This window comes from Roseateles sp. P1_C1_2, from assembly GCF_056406535.1.
In genome coordinates this window covers 98,537-118,440 of sequence record NZ_JBFUAB010000021.1, presented here as the reverse complement: position 1 = coordinate 118,440, position 19,904 = coordinate 98,537, and the positions used below count along the sequence as shown (strand labels likewise).

Sequence of the window (19,904 nt, the reverse complement as noted above, 5' to 3'; positions counted from 1 at the left end):
CCTGTGGACTCGCCGTGCCTGCCGAAGAGCAGTGGGCCGGCCCACTGCGCGGTCTGCAAGACCGGTCAGACGCACCGCGTTCAGCGGAGTGCGGCTGGACGAGGGGCACCTAGTTACAGGGCTCGACGCGGAACTCGACGCGCCGGTCCAGGGCGTCCACCGCGTTGTCGCTGCCACTGCCCACCAGGTTCTCGCGCCAGCCCATGCCGCTGGCCTTGACGCGCTGGCTCAGCGTCGAAGCCTCCGCCGCCAGCCGCTGCTGGATGAAGGTGGCGCGTTGCAGCGACAGCGCGTCGTTGGTCTGCTCCGAGCCGGTGTGGCTGGTGTGGCCGACGATGACCATGCAGACCCGGGCACCGGAGCCCTCCTTGGCGATCTGCCTGATCCACATCGGATAGGCGCCGCTGACCTTGGGGTCGGACCAGAACTCCGTGCTGCCGGGGTTGAAGAGGAATTTCACGTCCAGCTTGTTGGCACGCAGCCCATAGGCCACGATCTGGCCAAAGGCCCACTCGGCCTCGGCAGTGCGCCCGAGCTTGACGTTGTTGAGGTAGATGCCGTTGAGGGTGCGCAGCTGTTCGCCGCCGGCCTGGGTGCGGGCCTCCTGGTATTTGGCCAGCGATTCCTGGTAGCGCTCGGAGTTGTAGAGGGTGCCGGCCTCGTTGATGACGCTGGCCACCGCGACGCGTTCAAGGTAGAGGCTGTTGGCCGAGCTGCCCGGTGCCGTCAACGCCGTGCTGATGTAGCCGTCCACCACCTTGTCCTTCACCAGCACCGGGCTGTCCTGGTAGATCGCCAGCGGCGTGTGGTTGAGACCGTCGTCGCGCGCCAGCGCCGAGGCCTGGGCCACCACCTGGCCCGTCTTGATTTCCACCAGGGCCAGGTTGATCTGCAAGGACTTCTTGCCCGGGACGCCCAACAGCCGCGTCAGCGTGCCGGTCAGCAGGTACTGGACCCTGGACAGGTTCTCGGTCTTGAAGGGCAGCAGATCGAAGCCGCCCTCCTTGCGCGCCGCGAGGCGGTCGCCGATGCGGCGCTCGAGCAGTTGCGTGGTCTGGGTCTGCTGGCCGCTGGTCGCGTCGATCATCGGGTCGACGACGACGTTCTTCCTGACGATCTTGGACTCCATCTTCGCCAGGAAGGCGGGCAGCTTCTGGGTCTGGCCCACCAGGCCGTCGGTCGCCACGACGATGGCCTCGCTGAAGGACAGCTCGTTGGTCGAGACGGTGGGCTGCTTGGGCGCCGTCTCCAGGCAGCCTGCGAGCAATGCCATGCAGCCCAGCATGGCGGCACGCGCCAGCTGCACTGAAAAATTGATGCGATTCGTGTGGCCAGCGCTACTCATCGACATTCCTTCTTCAGGTAAGCGGCCTCGCTCGCAGTCAGCGGTTCCAGCGAGGCCTTTTGCAGAATATCACTGCACCTCGCGCCTTTTGTGCTGGCCTGCGCGGGGGCAGGGGCTGGCACGGCAGGGCGCGGCTTGGGTATGGCGGGCGCCGGGGCCGGGGCGCTGGGTGTGGGCGCCGAGGCTGCCGGTGCCGGCCTGGGTGCGGGTGCAGATGCCGGTTCTGCAGCCGGCATGGATGCGGGCGCGGAAGCGGGTTGCACCGGCGCGCTGGAGGCGGCTGGGGCTGGCTGAGGGCCCGACGCGGCTGGCGCCGTGGCTGGAGCGGGCAAGGGGGATGGCGGCAGAGGGACCGGCTCCGGTGCAGAGAGCAGGCGATAGCCGCCCCAGGCCACGGCGGCCAGGCCCGCCAGTCCGCCCAGGCCCAGCACCAGGGTTCGGCGTGGCGGCGCTGGCGCCTGCACGGGTGGTTGCGCAGGCAGTTGTGCAGGCTCTTGGGCAGGTATCGGCGCGGGCGCCTGCACAGGCACTGCGGCCGGCACTGTGCGAGGCGGCGTGGTGGGCTGCGCCGGGACGGTGACCTGCACCGCAGTCGGGACCACGGGAGCCGGGGCGGTCCGCTGGGGCTGGGTCTTGGGCTGCGGCTGCGTCTTGGGCGGTGCCGGCTCGCGCGGCGCGAGCTGGGGGCTGCCCGTCGTCGGCTGGGACGGATCGAAGTCCGGCATCAGCAGCGTCTGGGTGCCCGACGGCAGGCCGAATTCGAGCAGGTCGATGGTCTGCGTGTCGTCGGCGGTGAGCAGGGCCCGGAACTCGGCAATGGATTGCGGGCGATCCTTGGGGTGGATGGCCAGCGCGACGTCGATGGCCGCGAGGAAGGCGTTGCCGCAGCGCCCGGCGGCCACCGTCGCCAGTGGTTTCAGCTGGTCGTTGAGCAGGCGCTCGACGGAGGCCACCGTGCGGCGGCCACTGATGGCCGCGTAGAGCACGCTGGCCAGCGCGAAGATGTCGGTCCAGGGGCCCTGGGTGACACCGGGCATGTCGCCGTATTGCTCGATGGGGGCGAAGCCCGGCTTGAGCATGGCCGTCAGCGCGTGCGTGAGGTCGCCGATGACGCGGCGCGCGGCGCCGAAGTCCAGCAGCAGCGGCCCATGGTCGGTGAGCAGGATGTTGTCCGGCGCGATGTCACGGTGGTAGCAGTGCTCGTTGTGCAGCACCTCCAGCGCATCCAGCAGCGGCATCAGCCAGGCGCGCACCTCGGCCTCGGTCGACGGCCGGCCAAGCTTGGCCAGCGCCTCCTTCAGCGTCTGCCCCTGGTAGTAGGGCATGGCCATGTAGGCGGTGCCGTTCTGCTCCCAGAACTGATGCACCTTGAGCAGCGCGGGGTGGTCGAAGCGGGCCAGCAACTTGGCCTCGTTGACGAAGCTCCGCAGCCCGATCGCAAAGGTCTCTTCGTGAACGGGTGACTTGACCAGCACCGTCAGCGACTGGCCGGCGCGCGCCGCCATGGAGGAGGGCAGGTATTCCTTGATGGCGACCTGCCGCTCCAGGGCCACGTCGGTGGCGAGGTAGACGATGCCGAAACCACCTTCCCCCAGCACCCTGTCGATGCGGTAGTCATGGATGCGCGTGCCGGGCGGGATGGTGTGCCCCGGCGTCAACGGAGCCGCCAGCGCGATGGTGGGCTCTACCGGGTCTTCGGGGGCGTTCCGCTTGGGTGGATCCGCAGCCGTTTCGCTCATTGCTGCGTCCGACCTGGGCTCGGTGCGCAACGCGTGGCGGCGCACAGCATGGATTGGAACTGGATCAGCATGGGCGCTCGGCTGGGGGGCTGCGGGGGGCGAAAACGATTATGCAGTGCGATATTCCCGCGCCTTTGCGGGGGCCGAAGCTAGTATGGCCCGCATGTCGCTCTTGCAGGACCGCCCTTGAAAGCCGTCGCGCCGCCCGGTGCCGACGCCATGCTGCTGCGACTCATCGAGTCGTTGGAGATGGAAAACGGACGCTGGCGGGCGCGCCAGGGCGACTGGCTGCTGGACAGCCATTTCCAGCCCGTGTTCAGCTTCCCGCACCGCCGCGCGGTGGGCTATGAGGCCTTGCTGCGCGTGGCCGATGCGGACGGCCAGCCGGTGTCGCCGCTGAAGTTCTTCGAGCAGTTGCGCAGCTTCGAGCAGCAATGGGCCGCCGACCGCCTGTGCCGGCTGCTGCACGTCCACAACTTCGTGCACCAGGCGGGTGACGAAGGCTGGCTGTTCCTCAACATCCACCCGGCCGTCTTCGTGCATGGCGCGCAGCAGATGCAGGCGCTGGAGTCGTCGGTGCGCACCATGCAGGCCCTGGGCCTGCCCATGCACCGCGTCGTGCTGGAGGTGACCGAAGACGTGATGGCCCAGGAGGCCGATTTCGAGCGCGCCGTCGCGAATGTGCGCGAGACCGGTTGCCTGCTGGCGCTGGACGACTTTGGAGCGGGTCATTCCAATTTCGACCGCATCTGGCATATCCACCCCGAGATCGTGAAGCTGGACCGCAGCCTGCTGAGGCGCGCCAGCGGGTCGCCGCGCATCGCGCGCGTGCTGGCGCAGATGGTGTCGCTGCTGCACGAGTGCGGCTCGCTCGTGCTGCTGGAGGGCGTGGAGACGCGCGACGAGGCCATGCTGGCCCTCGATGTGGACGTCGACATGGTGCAGGGCTTCGTCTTCGGCCGGCCGGTGCCGGGCATGCTGGGCCCCGAGGGTGTGTCGGAGGAGATCGAGCAGATCTGGACCTTGCTGGACGAGCGCCACGCGACCACGCGTCGCGCCCATGCCGGCCATATCGCGCCCTACCGCGAGGCCCTCAAGCGGGCCCAGGCGCGCTTGCAGGCCTTGAGCATGCCCGAGGCCTGCGCCGAACTGCTGGGCCTGCCGGGCGTGCAGGTCTGCTTCCTGCTGGATGAGCAGGGCCGCCACCTGGCCGAGCCGCTGCTGCCGCCGGGCGTGCGCCACACGTCGCTGGACCCGCGCTTTGAGCCGCTGGGTCGGGCCGGCGAGGCGCGCTGGGCCAGGCGGCCCTACTTCCGCCGTGCGCTGGACGAGCCCGGTGTCGTGCAGATGACGCGGCCGTACTTGAGCCTGCATGGCGCGCAGATGTGCGTGACGCTGTCGGTCGCGTCCCGCGGGCCGAATGGCCTGCAGGTGCTGTGCACCGACATCGACTGGCTCAGCGACCCGGGCTGAAGAGTTCGCCGAAGAAACTGCCCGGCAGCCAGCGTGGCCGCTGCGCTTGCTGCGAGATCTCCGTCGCGAATTCCCATTGCAGCTGGGCGAAGCGCTGCACGGCGCGCCAGTGGAAGGGCTGGCTGAGGTCGTCGCCGGGCTGGTGGTAGCGCTGGCGGCGGAAGTCGCGCATCAAGGCGTCGCCGTCCTCCCTGGCGTCGAAGGAAGCACCGCCGGGGCCGAGGATGACGGCCGGGATGCCCTGGCGCACGAAGCTGTACTGGTCGGAGCGCGTGAAGCGGGCCTGCTCGGGCATGGGGTCGGGCACCGTCTGCAGCCCGAGGCGGCGTGCCACGCGCTCGACCGCGGCGCCCAGCGTCGAATGCTCGGCGCCCAGGGCGACCACCTCCTTGAAGTCGTGCAGCAGGATGGGCATGTCGATGTTGACGGCCGCCACCAGTGATGCCACCGGCACGGGTGGGTGGCTGGCGAGATAGGCCGAGCCGAGTTCGCCCTTTTCCTCGCCCGTCAGCGCGGCGACGAGGATGGAGCGCTGCGGACGCGCCTGAGCCAGCAGGCGCGCCGTCTCCAGCAGCGTGGCCACGCCCATGGCGTTGTCCATGGCGCCGGGGTAGATGACGTCGCCCTTGTAGCCCAGATGGTCGAGGTGGGCGGTCAGCAGGAGGTGTTCGTGCTTCAGCCGCGGATGGCTTCCTTCGATGCAGCCGACGACGTTGTGGCTGCGCGCCTGGCCGTGCAGGCTCGCGCGCACGAGGCGGGCGCTCAGGCCCAGGTCGCCGCGCGGCAGGGGGCGGCCGGCCTCGGCGTCGGCCACGAGCTGGGCGTAGTCCCGCGTCATGCCGGCCAGCAGGCGTGGCGCCGCCTGCAGGCTGAGGTTGGCGCGACCCCGCAGGCCGGGGACCTCGCTGCCGCCGCGGCCGTCGGGCGTCTGCCAGTCCATGTCGAGGCCGTCGACATAGCGGCGCCCGCCGTGGAAGGGCGCGGCGATCTCGCTGCGCGGCGTGGCCAGCCGGATCACGCCGATGGCGCCTTGCCGCACGGCCATTTCGGCCTTGGTGCGGCCGCTGCTGAAGTGGGCGCCTTCCTCGGTCGGCAGCCGCGGTGGGCGGCCGGCCAGCGTCACGACGATCTTGCCTTTCACGTCCAGGCCGGCGTAGTCGTCCAGGCCGAAGCGCGGCGCCGTGATGCCATAGCCGACGAAGACCAGCGGCGCGCTGAGTTCGGCATGGGCCTGGGCCAGGTCGGGCCCGGTCAGGAAGTCGTCGAGCCAGGTGAGGCGCTCGCAAGCCTCGCCGCGGCAGAGCTCCAGCGTCGGCGGCCTGTCGAGGTCCAGGCGCGCGGTCTTGAGCGGCACGGCCTGGGCATAACCGCCGGCATCGCCACAGGGCCGGAGGCCGAATTGAGCGAACTGGGCCGCCACGTAGTTGGCGGCGATGTCGAAGCCACGCGTGCCGGCCTCGCGACCTTCCAGCAGCGGGTCGGCCAGGAAGCGCAGGTGCGCCTGCAGGCGGCGCAACTCGGCCTGCCGCGCCGGGCTGCGCGCCGCGGCAGGCAGGGTGGCTGCGGCCAGCGCGGCGAAGGTGGCATCCAGCAGGCGACGCCGCCTCATCGGGCCAGGTGCTTGTCCAGCCAGGCGAAGAACTCGCCGTACCAGAGCCGGCTGTTGCGCGGCTTCAGCACCCAGTGGTTCTCGTCCGGGAACCAGACCAGGCGGGCAGGCACGCCCAGCGTCTTCAGCGTGTTGTAGTAGGCCAGGCCTTGGGCGTCCGGCACGCGGTAGTCCATGGCGCCATGCATGACGAGGGTGGGCGTCTTGAAGTGCTTCGCGAACGTGTGCGGGCTCTGCGCCGCAACGCGGGCTGGGTCGTCCCAGTAGGCCGCGCCCAGCTCCTTGCGGTGCCAGCTGTAGGCGTCGTCGGCATACATGGCCTGCCAGTCGTAGCAGCCGGCGTGGCAGACATAGGCCTGGTAGCGGCCGGCCTTCACATGGCCGTTCATCCACGCGACCATATAGCCGCCATAGCTGCCACCGGCGGCGACGATGCGCTTCCTGTCGACCCAGGACTTCTTCAGCAGCCAGTCGGTGCCGGCTTCCACATCCTGCAGCTCGTACTCGCCCCAGTGACCGGTGATGCTGTCCAGGAACTCGAAGCCGAAGCTGGACGAGCCGTGGTAGTTCACGCAGGCAACGACATAGCCCTGGTTGGCAAACACCTGGTGGTTCCAGCGCCAGTGCCAGCTGTCGCCGAAGGCGGTGTGCGGCCCGCCGTGGATGACGTGCATGACCGGCCACTTCTTCTTCGGGTCGAAGCCGGGCGGGTAGGTCAGCCACATCTGCACGTCGTCGCCACGGGCGCCCTTGATCGTGACCTCTTCAAAGCGGCCGAAGCTGTGGACCGCGAGGCGCTCGTCGTTCAGCGCCTCGATGCGGCGCAGGCCGTCGTCGCCCAGCACCGACAACCGGGGCGGGAACGCCATGCCGTCGTGGTTGATGACGAGGAAGTCGGCCGAGAGCGCAAAGCTGCCGACATGGCCGCCTTCGAAGACGGGTTCGGCCTGCCGGTCGCCCAGCGCGAACTCCCACAGATGGCGGCGGCCGCGCTCCTCGGCGGCGAAGAACACGGCCTGGTCGTCCTCGGCCCAACGCAGCGGCGCGCTGACCTCATGGTCCCAGTCCTCGCTGAAAACGGCCCACTGGCCCTGCTGGTCCAGCACGGCCAGCTGATTCGGGCGGTTGTGTCCCAGGGCCTGGTGGCTGGCGAGAAAGGCGAGGTGGGCACCGCCATGGCTGTAGCGCGGTGCGGCGAAATCCCAGTCGCCGTCCTGCAGCAGGGTCAGGCCCTGGCGCGTGCGCACATCAATCTCGGCGAGCGCAAAGCGGCCATCCAGCTTCTTCTCGGCGGCGGGGTCGAAGGCGAAGGCGATGCGCCGACCATCCGGCGCGACATCGAAGCAGTTCACATCCGGCTCGGCGCGGCTCAGCTCCCAGGCCGTGCCCTCGAACAGGTCGCGTGCGCGGCCGGTCTCGACGTCCATCACATGCAGATGCGGTACGCGGCCCATCGGCAGGTGATGGTCCCAGAAGCGGTAGAAGGCCTCGTCGGTGACGTAGGCGCTTTCCTTGCGGCTCTTGAAATCACGCAGCCTCTGGCCCTGAGCGGCGGCCTTGAGATCGGGCCAGACCCAGGAGACGAAGGCGATGCGCCGACCATCGGGGAACCACTTGAAGGACTCGATGCCGGTGGGCACATGGCCAACCCGCCGCGCCTCGCCGCCATCCGGCGGGATCACATAGAGCTGGGCTTCCTCATCGCGCTGCCCGGCCTGCTCGCGCTTGGCCGTGAAGGCGATCAGGTCGCCACGCGGGCTCCACTGCGGGTTGCCGTCCTTCTCGCCCGCCTCGGTCAGCCGGCGCGGCTCGCCGCCCAGCGTCGAGAACAACCAGATGCTGCTCTGCGCCCGATTGCTGTCCATCGAGTAGCGCGTGACGCTGGCAGCCGCCTGGGCGCCGTCCGGGCTGAGGCTGGGTTCGCCGATGCGATCCAGGGCCCAAAGTGCATCAACGTCGAAGGCCCTGGATTTGTTCTTCATGTTCTCTGTCGAGTCAGTTGCCAGTTCAGGTGGGCCTTGACCTCGGGCCATTCGCCGGCGGCCAGGCTGTACATGACGGTGTCGCGCACCGTGCCGTCGCGGCGCAGCGCGTGGTGGCGGATCACGCCGTCGCGCTTGGCGCCCAGGCGCTCGATGGCGCGCTGCGAGGCATGGTTGAAGTTGTCGGTGCGCCAGCCGACCAGCCGGGCGCCCAGGGTCTCGAAGGCATGCGTCAGCAGCAGCAGCTTGGCCGTCGTGTTGACGGCGCTGCGCTGCACGCGTTGGGCATACCAGGTGTAGCCGATCTCGACCCGCTCCACGGCGGGCACGATGTCGTGATAGCTGGTCGAGCCCAGCACCTCGCCGGTCGCGGCGTCCAGCACGGCGAAGGGCAGGCGGTGGCCGGCGGTCTGGCCGGCCAGGGCGGTCTCGACATAGGTGGCGGTCTCGTCGGGCGCGGGCACGCTGGTGAACCTGAGGGTCCACAGCTCACCGTCGGCGGCGGCGGACTTGAGCCCGTCGACATGGTCCAGCGTCAGCGGCACGAGGCGGATGGGGCCTGCGGCGAGGGTGGTGGGCAGCACGGGCTTCAAGGCTTGTCCTTCAACATCAGCCGCCGCGCCAGGAAGCGGCCAGCGCCGCAGCCGGCGACGATGAGCACGAGGCCCAGCATCTGCTGCGCGTTCCAGTCGGTGCTGGCGACGAAGTCGATGCCGAACTGCCGGCCCAGCCACCAGCCGGCGAGGGCGCCGCCCACGAAGCCGACGGCGTCCGCCAGGCCCTCGCGCATCGCGCGGTCGAAGTCTGGCTGTGCCATCAGCGGTTGTTGCGCTGCATGAAGACGAGCTTTTCGAACAAGGTCAGGTCCTGCTCGTTCTTCAGCAGGGCCCCTACCAGCGGCGGGATGCTGACCTTTTCGTCCTTGGCCTGCAGCGCATCCACCGGCACGTCCTCGGCCAGCAGCAGCTTGAGCCAGTCGATCAGCTCCGAGGTGCTGGGCTTCTTCTTCAGGCCGGGCAGGTTGCGCACGTCGTAGAAGTTCTTCAGCGCCGCGGCCAGCAGGTCTTTCTTCAGCGTCGGGAAGTGCACGTCGACGATCTTCTTCATCGTCTCGGCGTCAGGGAACTTGATGTAGTGGAAGAAGCAGCGGCGCAGGAAGGCGTCCGGCAGCTCCTTCTCGTTGTTGGAGGTGATGAAGACCAGCGGGCGGTGTCGTGCCTTGATCAGCTGGCGGGTCTCGTAGACATAGAACTCCATGCGGTCGATCTCGCGCAGCAGGTCGTTCGGGAATTCGATGTCGGCCTTGTCGATCTCGTCGATCAGCAGCACGACGGGCTGGTCGGCCTCGAAGGCCTGCCAGAGCACGCCCTTGACGATGTAGTTCTCGATGTTCTTGACGCGCTCGCTGCCCTCGATGCCGGCGAGCTGGCTGTCGCGCAGCCGGCTGACGGCGTCGTACTCGTAAAGGCCCTGCTGGGCCTTGGTCGTGCTCTTGATATGCCACTGCAGCAGCGGCATGCCCAAGGCTGCAGCGACTTCCTCGGCCAGCATGGTCTTGCCGGTGCCGGGCTCGCCCTTGATCAGCAGGGGCCGCTGCAGCGTGGCGGCGGCATTGACCGCGAGCATCAGGTCGGCCGTGGCGACGTACTGGTCGGAACCTTGGAATTTCATGGGGAAAACCGGGGCAGGGGGAGGTTCGGGCCAGTATAGGAGGCCTCCTATAATCGCCGCCGCTCCGGAACACGACACCAACCCGAACACTCTGGGACCATGAAAAAACTGCTGCAGATCTCGCTCGCCCTGGCCACTGCGTTTGGCGCCGTTGCCGCCCAGGCCCAGGATGTGAAGGCCGGTGAGACCAAGGTCGCGATGTGCATTGGCTGCCACGGCATCGTCGGCTACCAGGCCAGCTTCCCCGAAATCCACAAGGTGCCGATGATCGCGGGCCAGAACGCGAAGTACATCGTGTCGGCCCTGCAGGCCTATGCCAAGGGCGACCGCAAGCATCCGACGATGCGCGGCATCGCCGGCTCGCTGAGCGAGCAGGACATGAACGACGTGGCCGCCTTCTACGAACAGCAGGCCAAGCTGCCAGCCGTGGCCGACAGCATCCCGGCCGCACCGGCCCATGTCGCCGAGCTGCTGACCAAGGGCGCCTGCGTGTCCTGCCATGGCGCCAACTTCAGCAAGCCCATCGACCCGACCTACCCCAAGCTGGCCGGCCAGCATGCCGACTACCTGAGCGTCGCGCTCAAGGCCTACAAGACCGAGAAGAACGCCGGCGTCGGCCGCAGCAACGGGGTCATGGCCGGCCAGGTCAAGCAGTTCAGCAACGCCGAACTGAAGGCCATCGCCAGCTACATCAGCACCCTGCCCACCGAGCTGGCCACCGTGCCGCAGAGCAAGTTCCGCTGATCCGGCTCACGCTCGACCCGGAAGCCGCCCCGCGAGGGCGGCTTTTTGTTTGCCGGGGTTGAAAAGCGTGCAGGGCTGCACAGTGGCATCCGAAGCCGGCAGTGATACTTGGCGTTACATAGACGACGCTGTCATGCTGAAGAAGATCGCCACCACCGAGGTGAGGCTGGGCATGTATCTCCAAGCAATGGAGGGGGCCTGGCTGTCCCATCCATTCTGGAAGACCAAGTTCGTCTTGACCGACCCGGCCGACCTCGCCGCGCTGAAAGCCAGCGGCGTGCCGGCGGTGTGGATCGACAACAGCAAGGGCGATGACGTCGTGGTGGCTGTACCTGAGGCAGCGCCTGTGGTCGTGACCGTGGCGCCCGTGCCGGCCCCGGCGCCCGTGGCCGCCAGGGTGCCCGAAGCTCGCGTCAGCATGGAGTCCGAGCTGGACCGTGCCACCCAGGTGCTGCACAAGGCCCGCGTTGCCGTCACGGCCCTGTTCAACGAGGCGCGCCTGGGCAAGGCCATCGACACCGAAAACTGCCTGCCCATCGTTGACGAGGTCACGTCCTCGCTGGCGCGCAACCCGTCTGCCTTCCTGAGCCTGGCCCGGCTCAAGGACAAGGACAACTACACCTATATGCACTCGGTCGCCGTCTGCGGCCTGATGGTGTCACTTGGCCGGCAGCTGGGCATGGACGAAGCCCAGCAGCGCGAGGCGGGCCTCGCCGGCCTGCTGCACGACGTCGGCAAGATGCAGATGCCGCTGGAGGTGCTGAACAAGCCCGGCGCGCTGACCGATGCCGAGTTCAATGTCATGCGTGGTCATCCGGAACGTGGTTTCGACCTGCTCAAGGATGGCGCCAAGGTACCTGCCTCGGCCCTGGACGTCTGCCTGCACCACCACGAGAAGATGGATGGCAGCGGCTATCCGCACAAGCTGGCCGGCGAGCAGATCAGCCTGCTGGCGCGCATGGGTGCCGTCTGCGATGTCTACGACGCCATCACCTCGACTCGGCCCTACAAGGCGGCCTGGGACCCGGCCGGCTCGCTGCAGCGCATGTCGCAATGGAAGGGCCAGTTCGACCCGACCGTCTTCCAGGCCTTCGTGAAGAGCATCGGCATCTACCCGACCGGCACGCTGGTGCGCCTTCAATCGGGCAAGCTGGCCGTCGTCGTCGAGCAGAACGCCACTTCGCTCGTCGCACCGCGCGTCAAGGTCTTCTACTCGACCAAGTCGAACATGCCGATTCCGCTGCAGGTCATCGACCTGTCCACCTCCACGGACCGCATCGCCGGCCGCGAGCCGCCCGAGAACTGGAATTTCACCCACCTCGACGAGCTCTGGAACCCGAACCCCAAGCGCGCCTGAAGGGGCTTTCCCGCCCTCCTAAACTGTTGCGCATGCATGCAGTTGGGAGAACAGCAATGAAGCGATGGATTGGCGTGGCGCTGCTGGCGCTGGCCTGTGGTGCGTCGGCGCAGACCCTGCGCTGGGCCAGCCAGGGCGATCCGCAGACCATGGACCCGGACTCCCAGAACGAGAGCTTGACCAATATGGTCAACGGCCAGATCTACGAGCGCCTGACCAATCGCGACGCCAAGCTGGGCCTGGTGCCGGGCCTCGCCACGGAATGGAAACAGACCGGGCCGCTGGCCTGGCGCTTCAAGCTGCGCCCCGGCGTCAAGTTCCACGACGGCACGCCGCTGACGGCGGATGACGTCGTCTTCTCGGTGCAGCGCGCCAAGGAGCCAACCTCGCAGATCGCCGTCTGGGCCAATGCCGTCGGCACAGCGAAGAAGGTCGACGAGCTGACGGTGGATTTCCAGCTGACCACCTTCAACCCCATCTTCCTGCAGCACATCGACCAGCTCTGGATCATGAGCCGCAAGTGGTGCGAGGCGCACAAGGTCACCAAGCCGCTGGACTTCAAGAACAAGGAAGAGAGCTTCACGGCGCTGAACGCCAATGGCACCGGCCCCTTCATGCTGGCGAGCCGCCAGCCCGGCATCAAGACGGTGCTCAAGCGCAACCCCAACTGGTGGAACAAGTTCGAGGGCAATCTGCAGGAAGTGGTCTACACACCCATCGCCACGGACGCGACGCGGCTGGCGGCGCTGGTTTCGGGCGAGATCGACTTCGTCCTCGACCCCGCACCGCGCGACATCGCGCGCCTGCGCAACACGGCCGGCGTCAAGGTCATCGAGGGGCCTGAGAACCGCCTCGTCTTCATCGGCATGGACCAGTCGCGCGACAAGCTGCTCTACGGCCAGGTGCCGGGTGACAAGAACCCCTTCAAGGACCTGCGCGTGCGCAAGGCGCTGTACCAGGCCATCGACATCGAGGCGCTGAAGACCAAGCTGATGGCGGGGCTGTCGGTGCCCACCGGCGCGCTGACGCCCTCGGGCCTCGCCTCCTTCGACGACCCGGCCCTGCAGACCCGCCTGCCGCATGACCTGGCCGCGGCGAAGAAGCTGATGGCCGAGGCCGGCTTTGCCGACGGTTTCGACGTCACGCTGGACTGCCCCAACAACCGCTACGTCAACGACGAGGAAATCTGCACGGCGCTGGCGTCGATGTGGGCCCAGCTGAAGATCAGGGTCAAGGTCAATGCCATGCCGCGGGTGCTGTACTTCCCCAAGCTGGAGAAGTACGACACCAGCCTCTATATGTACGGCTGGGGCGGCTCGGTGACGGACGCCGAGAGCATCCTGACGCCGCTCTACCGCACGCGTGGCGACAAGGGCGTGGGCAACTACAACTTCGGCGGTTTCCGCAACGACAAGGCCGACGCGCTGGCCGCCCAGTCCAGCGTCGAGCCCGATGCGAAGAAGCGCGAGCAGCAGATCCGCGGCGCGCTGGCCGAGCTGCGCGAGCAGGTCAACATCATCCCGCTGCACCGCCAGGTGGTGCCTTGGGGCGTGCGGGCCAATGTCACGGCCGTGCACCGGCCCGACAACTGGCTGGAACTCGCCTGGGTGCAGATCAACCGCTGATTTCCGCCCCTTTACCGGCCACCGTGGCCAGGCCCGGCGCGGCACACTGGCCCGAGCCCAGATTCCCGCCCGCGCCATGCTGTACCGCCTCGCCGTCCTGTCCCTGACCTTGCTGCTCACCGCCTGTGGAGGCGGTGGCGGCGGAGGTGGTGGCACGCCGCCCCTGGAGACGCCGCCCACGCTGCGCGGCGTCGCCGCCACCGGTGCGCCCCTGGTCAACGCCCAGGTCAGCGTCGTCGACGGCCAGGGCAAGGCCGTCGGCACGGCCACGACGCATGCCGCCGACGGCAGCTACAGCCTGACGCTGAACACCACCAGCCCGGCCGCGCCGCTGTTCATCCAGGCCCGCGGCATGGACGCGGGAGGCACCCTGCAGGTCCTGCACTCCACCGTGCCGGCCATCAGCGCCGCCATGGTCGGCCATGTGACGCCGATGACCCAGGCGATCGTCGCCCTGTCCCTGGGCACCGAACCCGCGCCGGTGTTCGCTGCCGCCGCCACCAGCGCCAGCCAGCTGGGCCAGCTGGGCAATGCCAGCGCCGCTGCCGCCACCTTCCTGAAGACGCTGGTCAAGACCCAGATCAGCGACCTGAAGATCACCGACGCCACGGCGCTGGACCTGCTGGCCGACCCGACCTTTGCCGCCAACAAGGGCACGCACGACCTGCTCATCGAGAGCGTGCGCGTCGACCTGGCCCGCTCCAGGCTCAATGTGCCGGTGCTGCAGATCGGCAACAAATTCCTCGCCGCACCGACGGCCGAGGTCGTCGTCGAGCTGCCCACCGCCCAGACCGAGCTGCTCAAGGCCAGCGGCACGCCGGCCAATGCCATCACGTCCACCTTGAAGGCCGCGACGAGCGCGACGACGCTGCTCGGCACGCTGTCGGGCCTGGATGACCTCGGTGCCGCATTGAACCAGCTCATCGCCCAGGGCAAGGACGTCAGCACCATCCTGACCCACGCCCTCGTCACCGGCTACGACAAGCACAACGGCCGCAGCAAGACCGACATCGCCGGCATCCTGTCCACCTACACGACCGGCAACCGCCAGTTCGGCCGCTTCCAGCTGCTGGGCTGTGCCGACGATGCACCGACCGCCGGCAACTGCGCCAAGGTGCTGGTGGGCGCCATCGTCAGCGACTCGACGGGTGCCGTCGTCGACGTCTTCCTCGACGCGGTCAGCTACAACAAGGCCGCCACGACGACCAACAAGTGGAACCTGATCGGCAACGGCAAGAAGCTCGCCTTCGCCGTGCATCCGCTGGCCTTTCTGGCCTTGAACGCGGACGGCACGGCCAGCAGCGCCGTCGTGCCCAACCCGGGCATCGGCCTGCAGGTCGAGATCCAGGCGCAGACGGCCGACCCCATTCCCGGCATCCCGCCCACGCAGCTGCTCAGCTCGGCCACGGTGCAGCTGCCCGGCGGTTTCAGCATCCCGTTCGGCTATTGCAGCCGCCCCAATCTCTGCGTGTCGTCGACGCCTGGCGCCACCAACCTGATCCCGACCGGCGGCGTGGGCGACCTCGCCATCCAGCGCGCCGCGGTGGGCTGGATAGGCAGCGTGGACAGCGTGCGGGGCGCCCGGTTCATCGCCAGCTACACGATCGGCGGCGCGGCCGAAGTGCGCAATACCTGGCTGCGCGCCGACGTGCTCGGCGAGCCGGCCACGGCACGCTTCACGGCACTGAATGGCGTGACGGCCGACAGCCCGGTGCTCGCGGCCGCGCTGCAGAGCGGCACGCTGGTGATCAACTGGTCGACCTGGGCCGCGGCCAACCCCGACCTGCGCCTCATCGAGATCAAGCGCGTCTTCACGCCGGTCGCCGGTGGCGCGCCCACGGTGCTGGACACGCCCGCGCCCTTGCCGCCCAAGACCACGGCCACGCTGAGCACGGCGCACACGCCGGCCGGCGCCGTCACGTCCGAGCTGTGGCTGCAGGCCATGGATGCGCAGGGCCGGCGCTTCCATACGCGCTACACCGGCAAGCTCTGAGGACCAGGGCGCCTCAAGGGCGCCAGGCTATTTCTCGGCCAGTTCGATGGCGTCGCCACGCTTGCCTGCCCGCAAGCGCCCGACATGCAGCTGGACGAGGGGATCGTCAGGCCGGCTGCCGGCCAGCGCCTCGAACGCGGCGAGGGCGCCCTCGTCATGGGCTCGCATCAGCTCGAAGGCCTGCTGGTACTCAAGGTCGGGCCCTTGATCGTCCAGCGGCTCGAAGGCCATCAGATGGCTGCTGCGACCGGCGAGGCGCAACTGGCCGATGGGGCGCGCCAGGGCGCCAGGGCAGCCTGAAAGCGTCGCCTCCGACACGCAGATCAGCGTGCCCAGGTACTTGTTCGCGCCTTCCAGCCTGGCGGCCGTGTTGACCGGATCGCCGAGGGCGCGGTAGTCGAAGATCGCCTCGCCACCGAAGTTGCCGACCGTCACCTCGCCGGTATGCACGCCGATGCGTGTCTCGGAATAGGGGATGCCCTGGCGGGCCAGGTCGTCGACATAGCGGCGCGAGAAGGCGTGCATCTGCAGCGCACAGCGCAGGGCGCGCTGCTCGTGGTCGTTCTGCTCGACGGGCGCCGAGAACATGATCGCCACGGCATCACCGACGATGCGGTCCAGGGTGCCGTCGTGCTCGAAGGCGATGGCGATCATGCGGTCCAGGTAGCGATTGACCAGGCCCACCGCGACCGCCGGGTCCATGCTCTCCATCAGGCGGGTGAAACCGGCCAGGTCGGTGAAGACGAAGCTGCAGCGCTGGCGCCGCCCTTCCAGCACCAGCGCATCGGGATGGGCGATCAGGTAGTCGACGAGATTGGGCGACACATAGCGCGAGAAGGTCTGCTTCATCCAGCGCTGCCGGCGCTCGCTCTGCAGATAGCGCATCAGCGTGGCGGGAATGAACACCAGCGCCATGCCCAGCATGGGCGTGATGGGATCGACCAGCACGCCGGCCTGCAGGAAGGCCGTCCACGCCCCCAGCCCCAGGGCGCCGGCCATGGCGAGGAAGCCGGCCGACGACACGGCGGCGCTGCGCTTCATCGCCAGCAGGCCTGCCAGCCCGCAGCCGAGCAGGGTGGCCATCCATTCGAGTGCCGGTGCCCAGCCCGGGCGGCTGAGGGCCTGGCCGGCCAGCACCTGCTCCAGCGCCTGGGCATGGACCTCGACGCCGGCGATGATGCCGCCGAGCGGGCTGAAGCGCAGGTCCATCAAGCCCTGGGCCGAGGTGCCCACCAGCACGATGCGGCCCTTGAGTGCATCGGCGGGCAGGCTGTGGGCTAGCACCTGCCAGGCGGGGATGTAGCGGCGCGGATTCGGGCGCGCATAGTGCACCCACAGGGCGCCACCGGCATCGGTGGCGATGACCCTTTCGCCGATGCGCACGTCGATGACACCGCCGCTGTCGCCCTCACTGCGGACCGTGTAGTGGCCGACCCCCGCAGCTAGTCGCAGGGCCTCGGCCGACAGCGAGGGCACCAGCCGCCCGTCGAGGTTCAGCAGCAGCGGGACCTGGCGGATGATGCCGTCGCCGTCGGGGATGAAGGTCATGGCCCCCTGGCCAGCCGCGGCCTGCTGCAAGTCCGGCAGGTTGGCGACGGCCGTGGCGAAGGCCGGCAGGAAGGGGGCGGGGTCGCCACCCAGCGGGAAATAGCCGGCCTTCAGCGTCAGGCCGTCGTCGTCCGGATTGGCGTTGGCAGGCTGTGGGCCGGGTGTGCGCGTCAGGCCAAAGCCGAGCACGACCTTGCCCTGGGCCAGCACGCGGGCGAGTTCGGCGTCCGGTGGCGCGGCGCCGCCGGCCGCGCTGGCATCACGCTCCGCAAACAGCACGTCCACGGCGACCGAGGCCGGCTGACCGGCCTCGATGGCGGACAGCAGACTGGCCACCTTGTCGCGCGACCAGGGCCACTGGCCCACGCGGCGCAGGCTTTCGTCGTCGATGTCGACGATGCGCACCGGCGGGTCGGCGTAGGGCCGGGGGTGCCAGCGCTGGAACTGGTCGAAGCTGGCGTTGCGCAGGCCGCGCAGCAGGGGTGGGTCGACCAGCATCGCGCCCAGCACCAGGGCGGCCGCAGCCAGCGGCACGGCCCAGGCCCAGCCCGCCAGCCGCGGTTCAGCCCTCGTTGACGGCATGCAGGCTGGCCAGGGCGCTAGCCACGGTTCACGGTGGCGCAGAAGGGCGTCGGGTCAGTGACGTCGATCTGCTCGGGGCTGAGGTGGTTGCGTGCGAACTCCAGGTAGACACCGGAGCGCAGGAAGAGGTTGAAGATGTCCGGGTCGATGTGCGTGCCGGCCATGCGCTGCATGATGCCCAGCGCCTGCGACAGCGTCTTGGGCTTCTTGTAGGGCCGGTCCGCGGCCGTCAGGGCTTCGAAGATGTCGGCCACCGCCATGATGCGGCTCGGTACGGACAGCTGCTCGGGGCCGAGCTGGCGCGGGTAGCCCTGGCCATCCATGCGCTCATGATGGGTGCCCGCGTACTCCGGCACCCGCTTCAGATGCTTGGGAAACGGCATGCGCTCCAGCATCATCACCGTGTGCACCATGTGCTCGTTGATCTTGTAGCGCTCCTCGCGCGTCAGCGTGCCATTGCGCACTGCGAGGTTGTAGAGCTCGCCGCGGTTGTAGAGGTGCTCGGGCACCTCCATGCGGAATCCAAACGCCGGATCGAGCTGCTCGCCGTCAGGGCGCGCCACGATGTCCCGCGGGCGGTCGGCCAGCAGCGGCTCGGCGCAGGGCAGGGCCTGCACGGGCTCGTCGGCACGGCGGGCCAGCTCGGCCGCCGACAGGCCCAGGCGGTCATCGAAATGCCGCGTCCAGCGGCGTTCGGCGATGCGCGCCAGTGCCTCGATCGCGTCGTCACCCATCGTGTCGTCGCCGACATTGCAACGGGCCACGAAGGCGAAGTCTCGCTGGAGACTCTCCAGCGCGGCCGTGTGGGCGGCCTGCCGCGCCTCGCTCCACGTGCCGGCTGCCTGGGCCTGCAGGCGTTCGATCTCGAGATCGCGCTGCAGCACCTCGAAGCGCATGCGGACTTCGTGGATGCGGTTGTGGATGGTCTCGAGCTTGGTGGCCTTGTCGATGACGTATTCCGGTGTCGTCACCTTGCCGCAATCGTGCAGCCAGGCGCCGATGCGGAACTCCTCCCACTCCCGTTCGGAGCGGAAGGCAAAGTGCTTCAACGGCCCGTCGTTCGCGTCGCAGGCGGCCTGGGCCAGGCGCATCGCCAGGTCGGGAACGCGTTCGCAATGGCGGCCGGTGTGCGGGCTCTTGGCATCGATGGTCGTCGCCAGCACGCGGATCAGGCTCTCCGTCAGCTGCTGCTGCGAATCGACCAGCTCCATGTTGTCGAGGGCGACGGCGGCCTGTGCCGCCAGGGCCTCCACCAGCGCACCGGCCTCGGGATCGAACGGCACGATGGCGCCCGTGAAGGGATCGATCGCGTTCATGAACTGCAGCACGCCGATGGGCGAACCACCCCGCGGGGCGATGGGCACCGTCAGCATCGATACCGTGCGGTAGGCGCTGGCAGCGTCGAAGGCGCGCGTGCCGCTCAGGTCGAACGGGGTCTCGGCGTAGACGTCGTCGATGCGAACTGCACGGTTGTGCAGCGCCGTGTAGACCGAGACGTAGTTCTCGTTGGGGCGGCCTGTCAGCGGGTCATGCAGGGGGATCTGCTCGGCCGGCAGCGGGTCGCTGCGCGTGCGGCGTTCGAAGCGCAGCGTGCCCTGGTCGGTCACCATGAACATGGTCCCGCCGTCGCAGTTCAGCAGGTGGCGCCCTTCGCTGAGCAGCTGCTGCAGCAGCGCCGAGCGATCGCGGCTCATGGACATCGCGATGCAGGTCTCGATGAGGCCGTTCAGCCGCAGCGAGCGCGAGGACAGCTCCGCACCGAAGCGGCTGTGCTCCATGGCGCTCTTGCGGCGCAGGCGACGGAGTTCGGCCAGCGTGGACAGACGCCGGCTCACCTCGGCGACGTCGGCCGTGCGGGGGATGCAGTCGCTGGCGCCGGCAGCGAAGGCGCGTTGCTGGTCGCTGCCCGTGCAAGCGTCGCCGAGCACGACGATGGGCAGCACCGTCGCCGGATAGCTGGCGCGAATCGCTGCCGCCAGGGCCAGGGCGTCGTCGAAGGCAGAGGGCGCATCCAGCACGACGACGTCCCAGTCGCCGCGGTCCACCTGGGCCAGCGCGTCCTGCGCGGCACAGTCGTGAACGATGAAGCGGGCACGACGCAGCTCCTTGACCAGGCCGGGGTTCGCGGCCCCGGTCGGGTCATGGACGATCAGGATTCCGCCGGCCGCGGTCGTGTAGTCCGGACCGATGGGGCCGGAGGGCGGTGGGGAGCGATCAAGACCGGAAAGGCCCATGG

14 protein-coding genes are annotated in these 19,904 nt (G+C 68.8%); 5 read left to right on the top strand and 9 right to left on the bottom strand.

Features of this window, described 5'->3' with window-relative positions; translation table 11 throughout:
* Positions 1 to 109: 109 nt before the first annotated feature.
* On the bottom strand, positions 110 to 1,345 hold the full coding sequence (locus tag AC1D2H_RS21130; protein WP_477931811.1) for an OmpA family protein: 1,236 nt from the start codon (positions 1,343 to 1,345) through the stop codon (positions 110 to 112).
* Entirely contained in the window at positions 1,342 to 3,084 is a 1,743-nt protein-coding gene (locus tag AC1D2H_RS21125; RefSeq protein WP_478012337.1) for a serine/threonine protein kinase, read from the bottom strand. Before AC1D2H_RS21125 ends, AC1D2H_RS21130 begins: the two co-directional genes overlap by 4 nt.
* A 186-nt stretch (positions 3,085 to 3,270) precedes the next feature.
* On the opposite strand from AC1D2H_RS21125, the gene AC1D2H_RS21120 reads away from it, so the two are divergent.
* Positions 3,271 to 4,557: a sensor domain-containing phosphodiesterase gene (locus tag AC1D2H_RS21120; protein WP_477931813.1), complete on the top strand. Its 1,287-nt coding sequence runs from the start codon at positions 3,271 to 3,273 to the stop codon at positions 4,555 to 4,557.
* Here the strand turns inward: AC1D2H_RS21120 and AC1D2H_RS21115 are convergent.
* The 5 genes from AC1D2H_RS21115 to AC1D2H_RS21095 are packed head-to-tail and all read right to left on the bottom strand — an operon-like array spanning position 4,541 to position 9,819.
* Positions 4,541 to 6,166, bottom strand: a complete 1,626-nt coding sequence (locus AC1D2H_RS21115) for a M28 family metallopeptidase (protein ID WP_478012336.1) — start codon at positions 6,164 to 6,166, stop codon at positions 4,541 to 4,543. The two genes, AC1D2H_RS21120 and AC1D2H_RS21115, sit on opposite strands and share 17 nt — an antisense overlap.
* The gene (locus AC1D2H_RS21110) at positions 6,163 to 8,148 is read right to left on the bottom strand and encodes a S9 family peptidase (RefSeq protein ID WP_478012335.1); all 1,986 of its coding nucleotides are present in this window, start codon (positions 8,146 to 8,148) and stop codon (positions 6,163 to 6,165) included. Before AC1D2H_RS21110 ends, AC1D2H_RS21115 begins: the two co-directional genes overlap by 4 nt.
* Positions 8,145 to 8,741 (bottom strand): GNAT family N-acetyltransferase, encoded by a 597-nt coding sequence (locus AC1D2H_RS21105; protein ID WP_478012334.1) that lies wholly within the window; start codon positions 8,739 to 8,741, stop codon positions 8,145 to 8,147. Before AC1D2H_RS21105 ends, AC1D2H_RS21110 begins: the two co-directional genes overlap by 4 nt.
* Positions 8,738 to 8,965 (bottom strand): hypothetical protein, encoded by a 228-nt coding sequence (locus tag AC1D2H_RS21100; protein ID WP_478012333.1) that lies wholly within the window; start codon positions 8,963 to 8,965, stop codon positions 8,738 to 8,740. Before AC1D2H_RS21100 ends, AC1D2H_RS21105 begins: the two co-directional genes overlap by 4 nt.
* A complete protein-coding gene (locus AC1D2H_RS21095; RefSeq protein WP_477931818.1) occupies positions 8,965 to 9,819 on the bottom strand; it encodes an AAA family ATPase in 855 nt (284 codons plus the stop codon). Before AC1D2H_RS21095 ends, AC1D2H_RS21100 begins: the two co-directional genes overlap by 1 nt.
* A gap of 99 nt (positions 9,820 to 9,918) precedes the next feature.
* On the opposite strand from AC1D2H_RS21095, the gene AC1D2H_RS21090 reads away from it, so the two are divergent.
* The 4 genes from AC1D2H_RS21090 (at position 9,919) to AC1D2H_RS21075 (ending at position 15,538) form a co-directional block, all read left to right on the top strand.
* Positions 9,919 to 10,563 (top strand): c-type cytochrome, encoded by a 645-nt coding sequence (locus tag AC1D2H_RS21090; protein WP_477931819.1) that lies wholly within the window; start codon positions 9,919 to 9,921, stop codon positions 10,561 to 10,563.
* 133 nt (positions 10,564 to 10,696) lie between these two features.
* Positions 10,697 to 11,920: an HD-GYP domain-containing protein gene (locus AC1D2H_RS21085; RefSeq protein WP_478012332.1), complete on the top strand. Its 1,224-nt coding sequence runs from the start codon at positions 10,697 to 10,699 to the stop codon at positions 11,918 to 11,920.
* A 56-nt stretch (positions 11,921 to 11,976) separates the two neighbouring features.
* Complete coding sequence (locus AC1D2H_RS21080; RefSeq protein ID WP_478012331.1) at positions 11,977 to 13,545, top strand: ABC transporter substrate-binding protein; 1,569 nt, start codon at positions 11,977 to 11,979, stop codon at positions 13,543 to 13,545.
* A 76-nt stretch (positions 13,546 to 13,621) separates the two neighbouring features.
* Positions 13,622 to 15,538 (top strand): hypothetical protein, encoded by a 1,917-nt coding sequence (locus AC1D2H_RS21075; protein WP_478012330.1) that lies wholly within the window; start codon positions 13,622 to 13,624, stop codon positions 15,536 to 15,538.
* 27 nt (positions 15,539 to 15,565) lie between these two features.
* Here the strand turns inward: AC1D2H_RS21075 and AC1D2H_RS21070 are convergent, their stop codons facing one another.
* Entirely contained in the window at positions 15,566 to 17,668 is a 2,103-nt protein-coding gene (locus AC1D2H_RS21070; protein ID WP_478012329.1) for a CHASE2 domain-containing protein, read from the bottom strand.
* Between the two features lie 17 nt (positions 17,669 to 17,685).
* A complete protein-coding gene (locus tag AC1D2H_RS21065; protein ID WP_478012328.1) occupies positions 17,686 to 19,902 on the bottom strand; it encodes an HD domain-containing phosphohydrolase in 2,217 nt (738 codons plus the stop codon).
* Between the last annotated feature and the right edge of the window lie 2 nt (positions 19,903 to 19,904).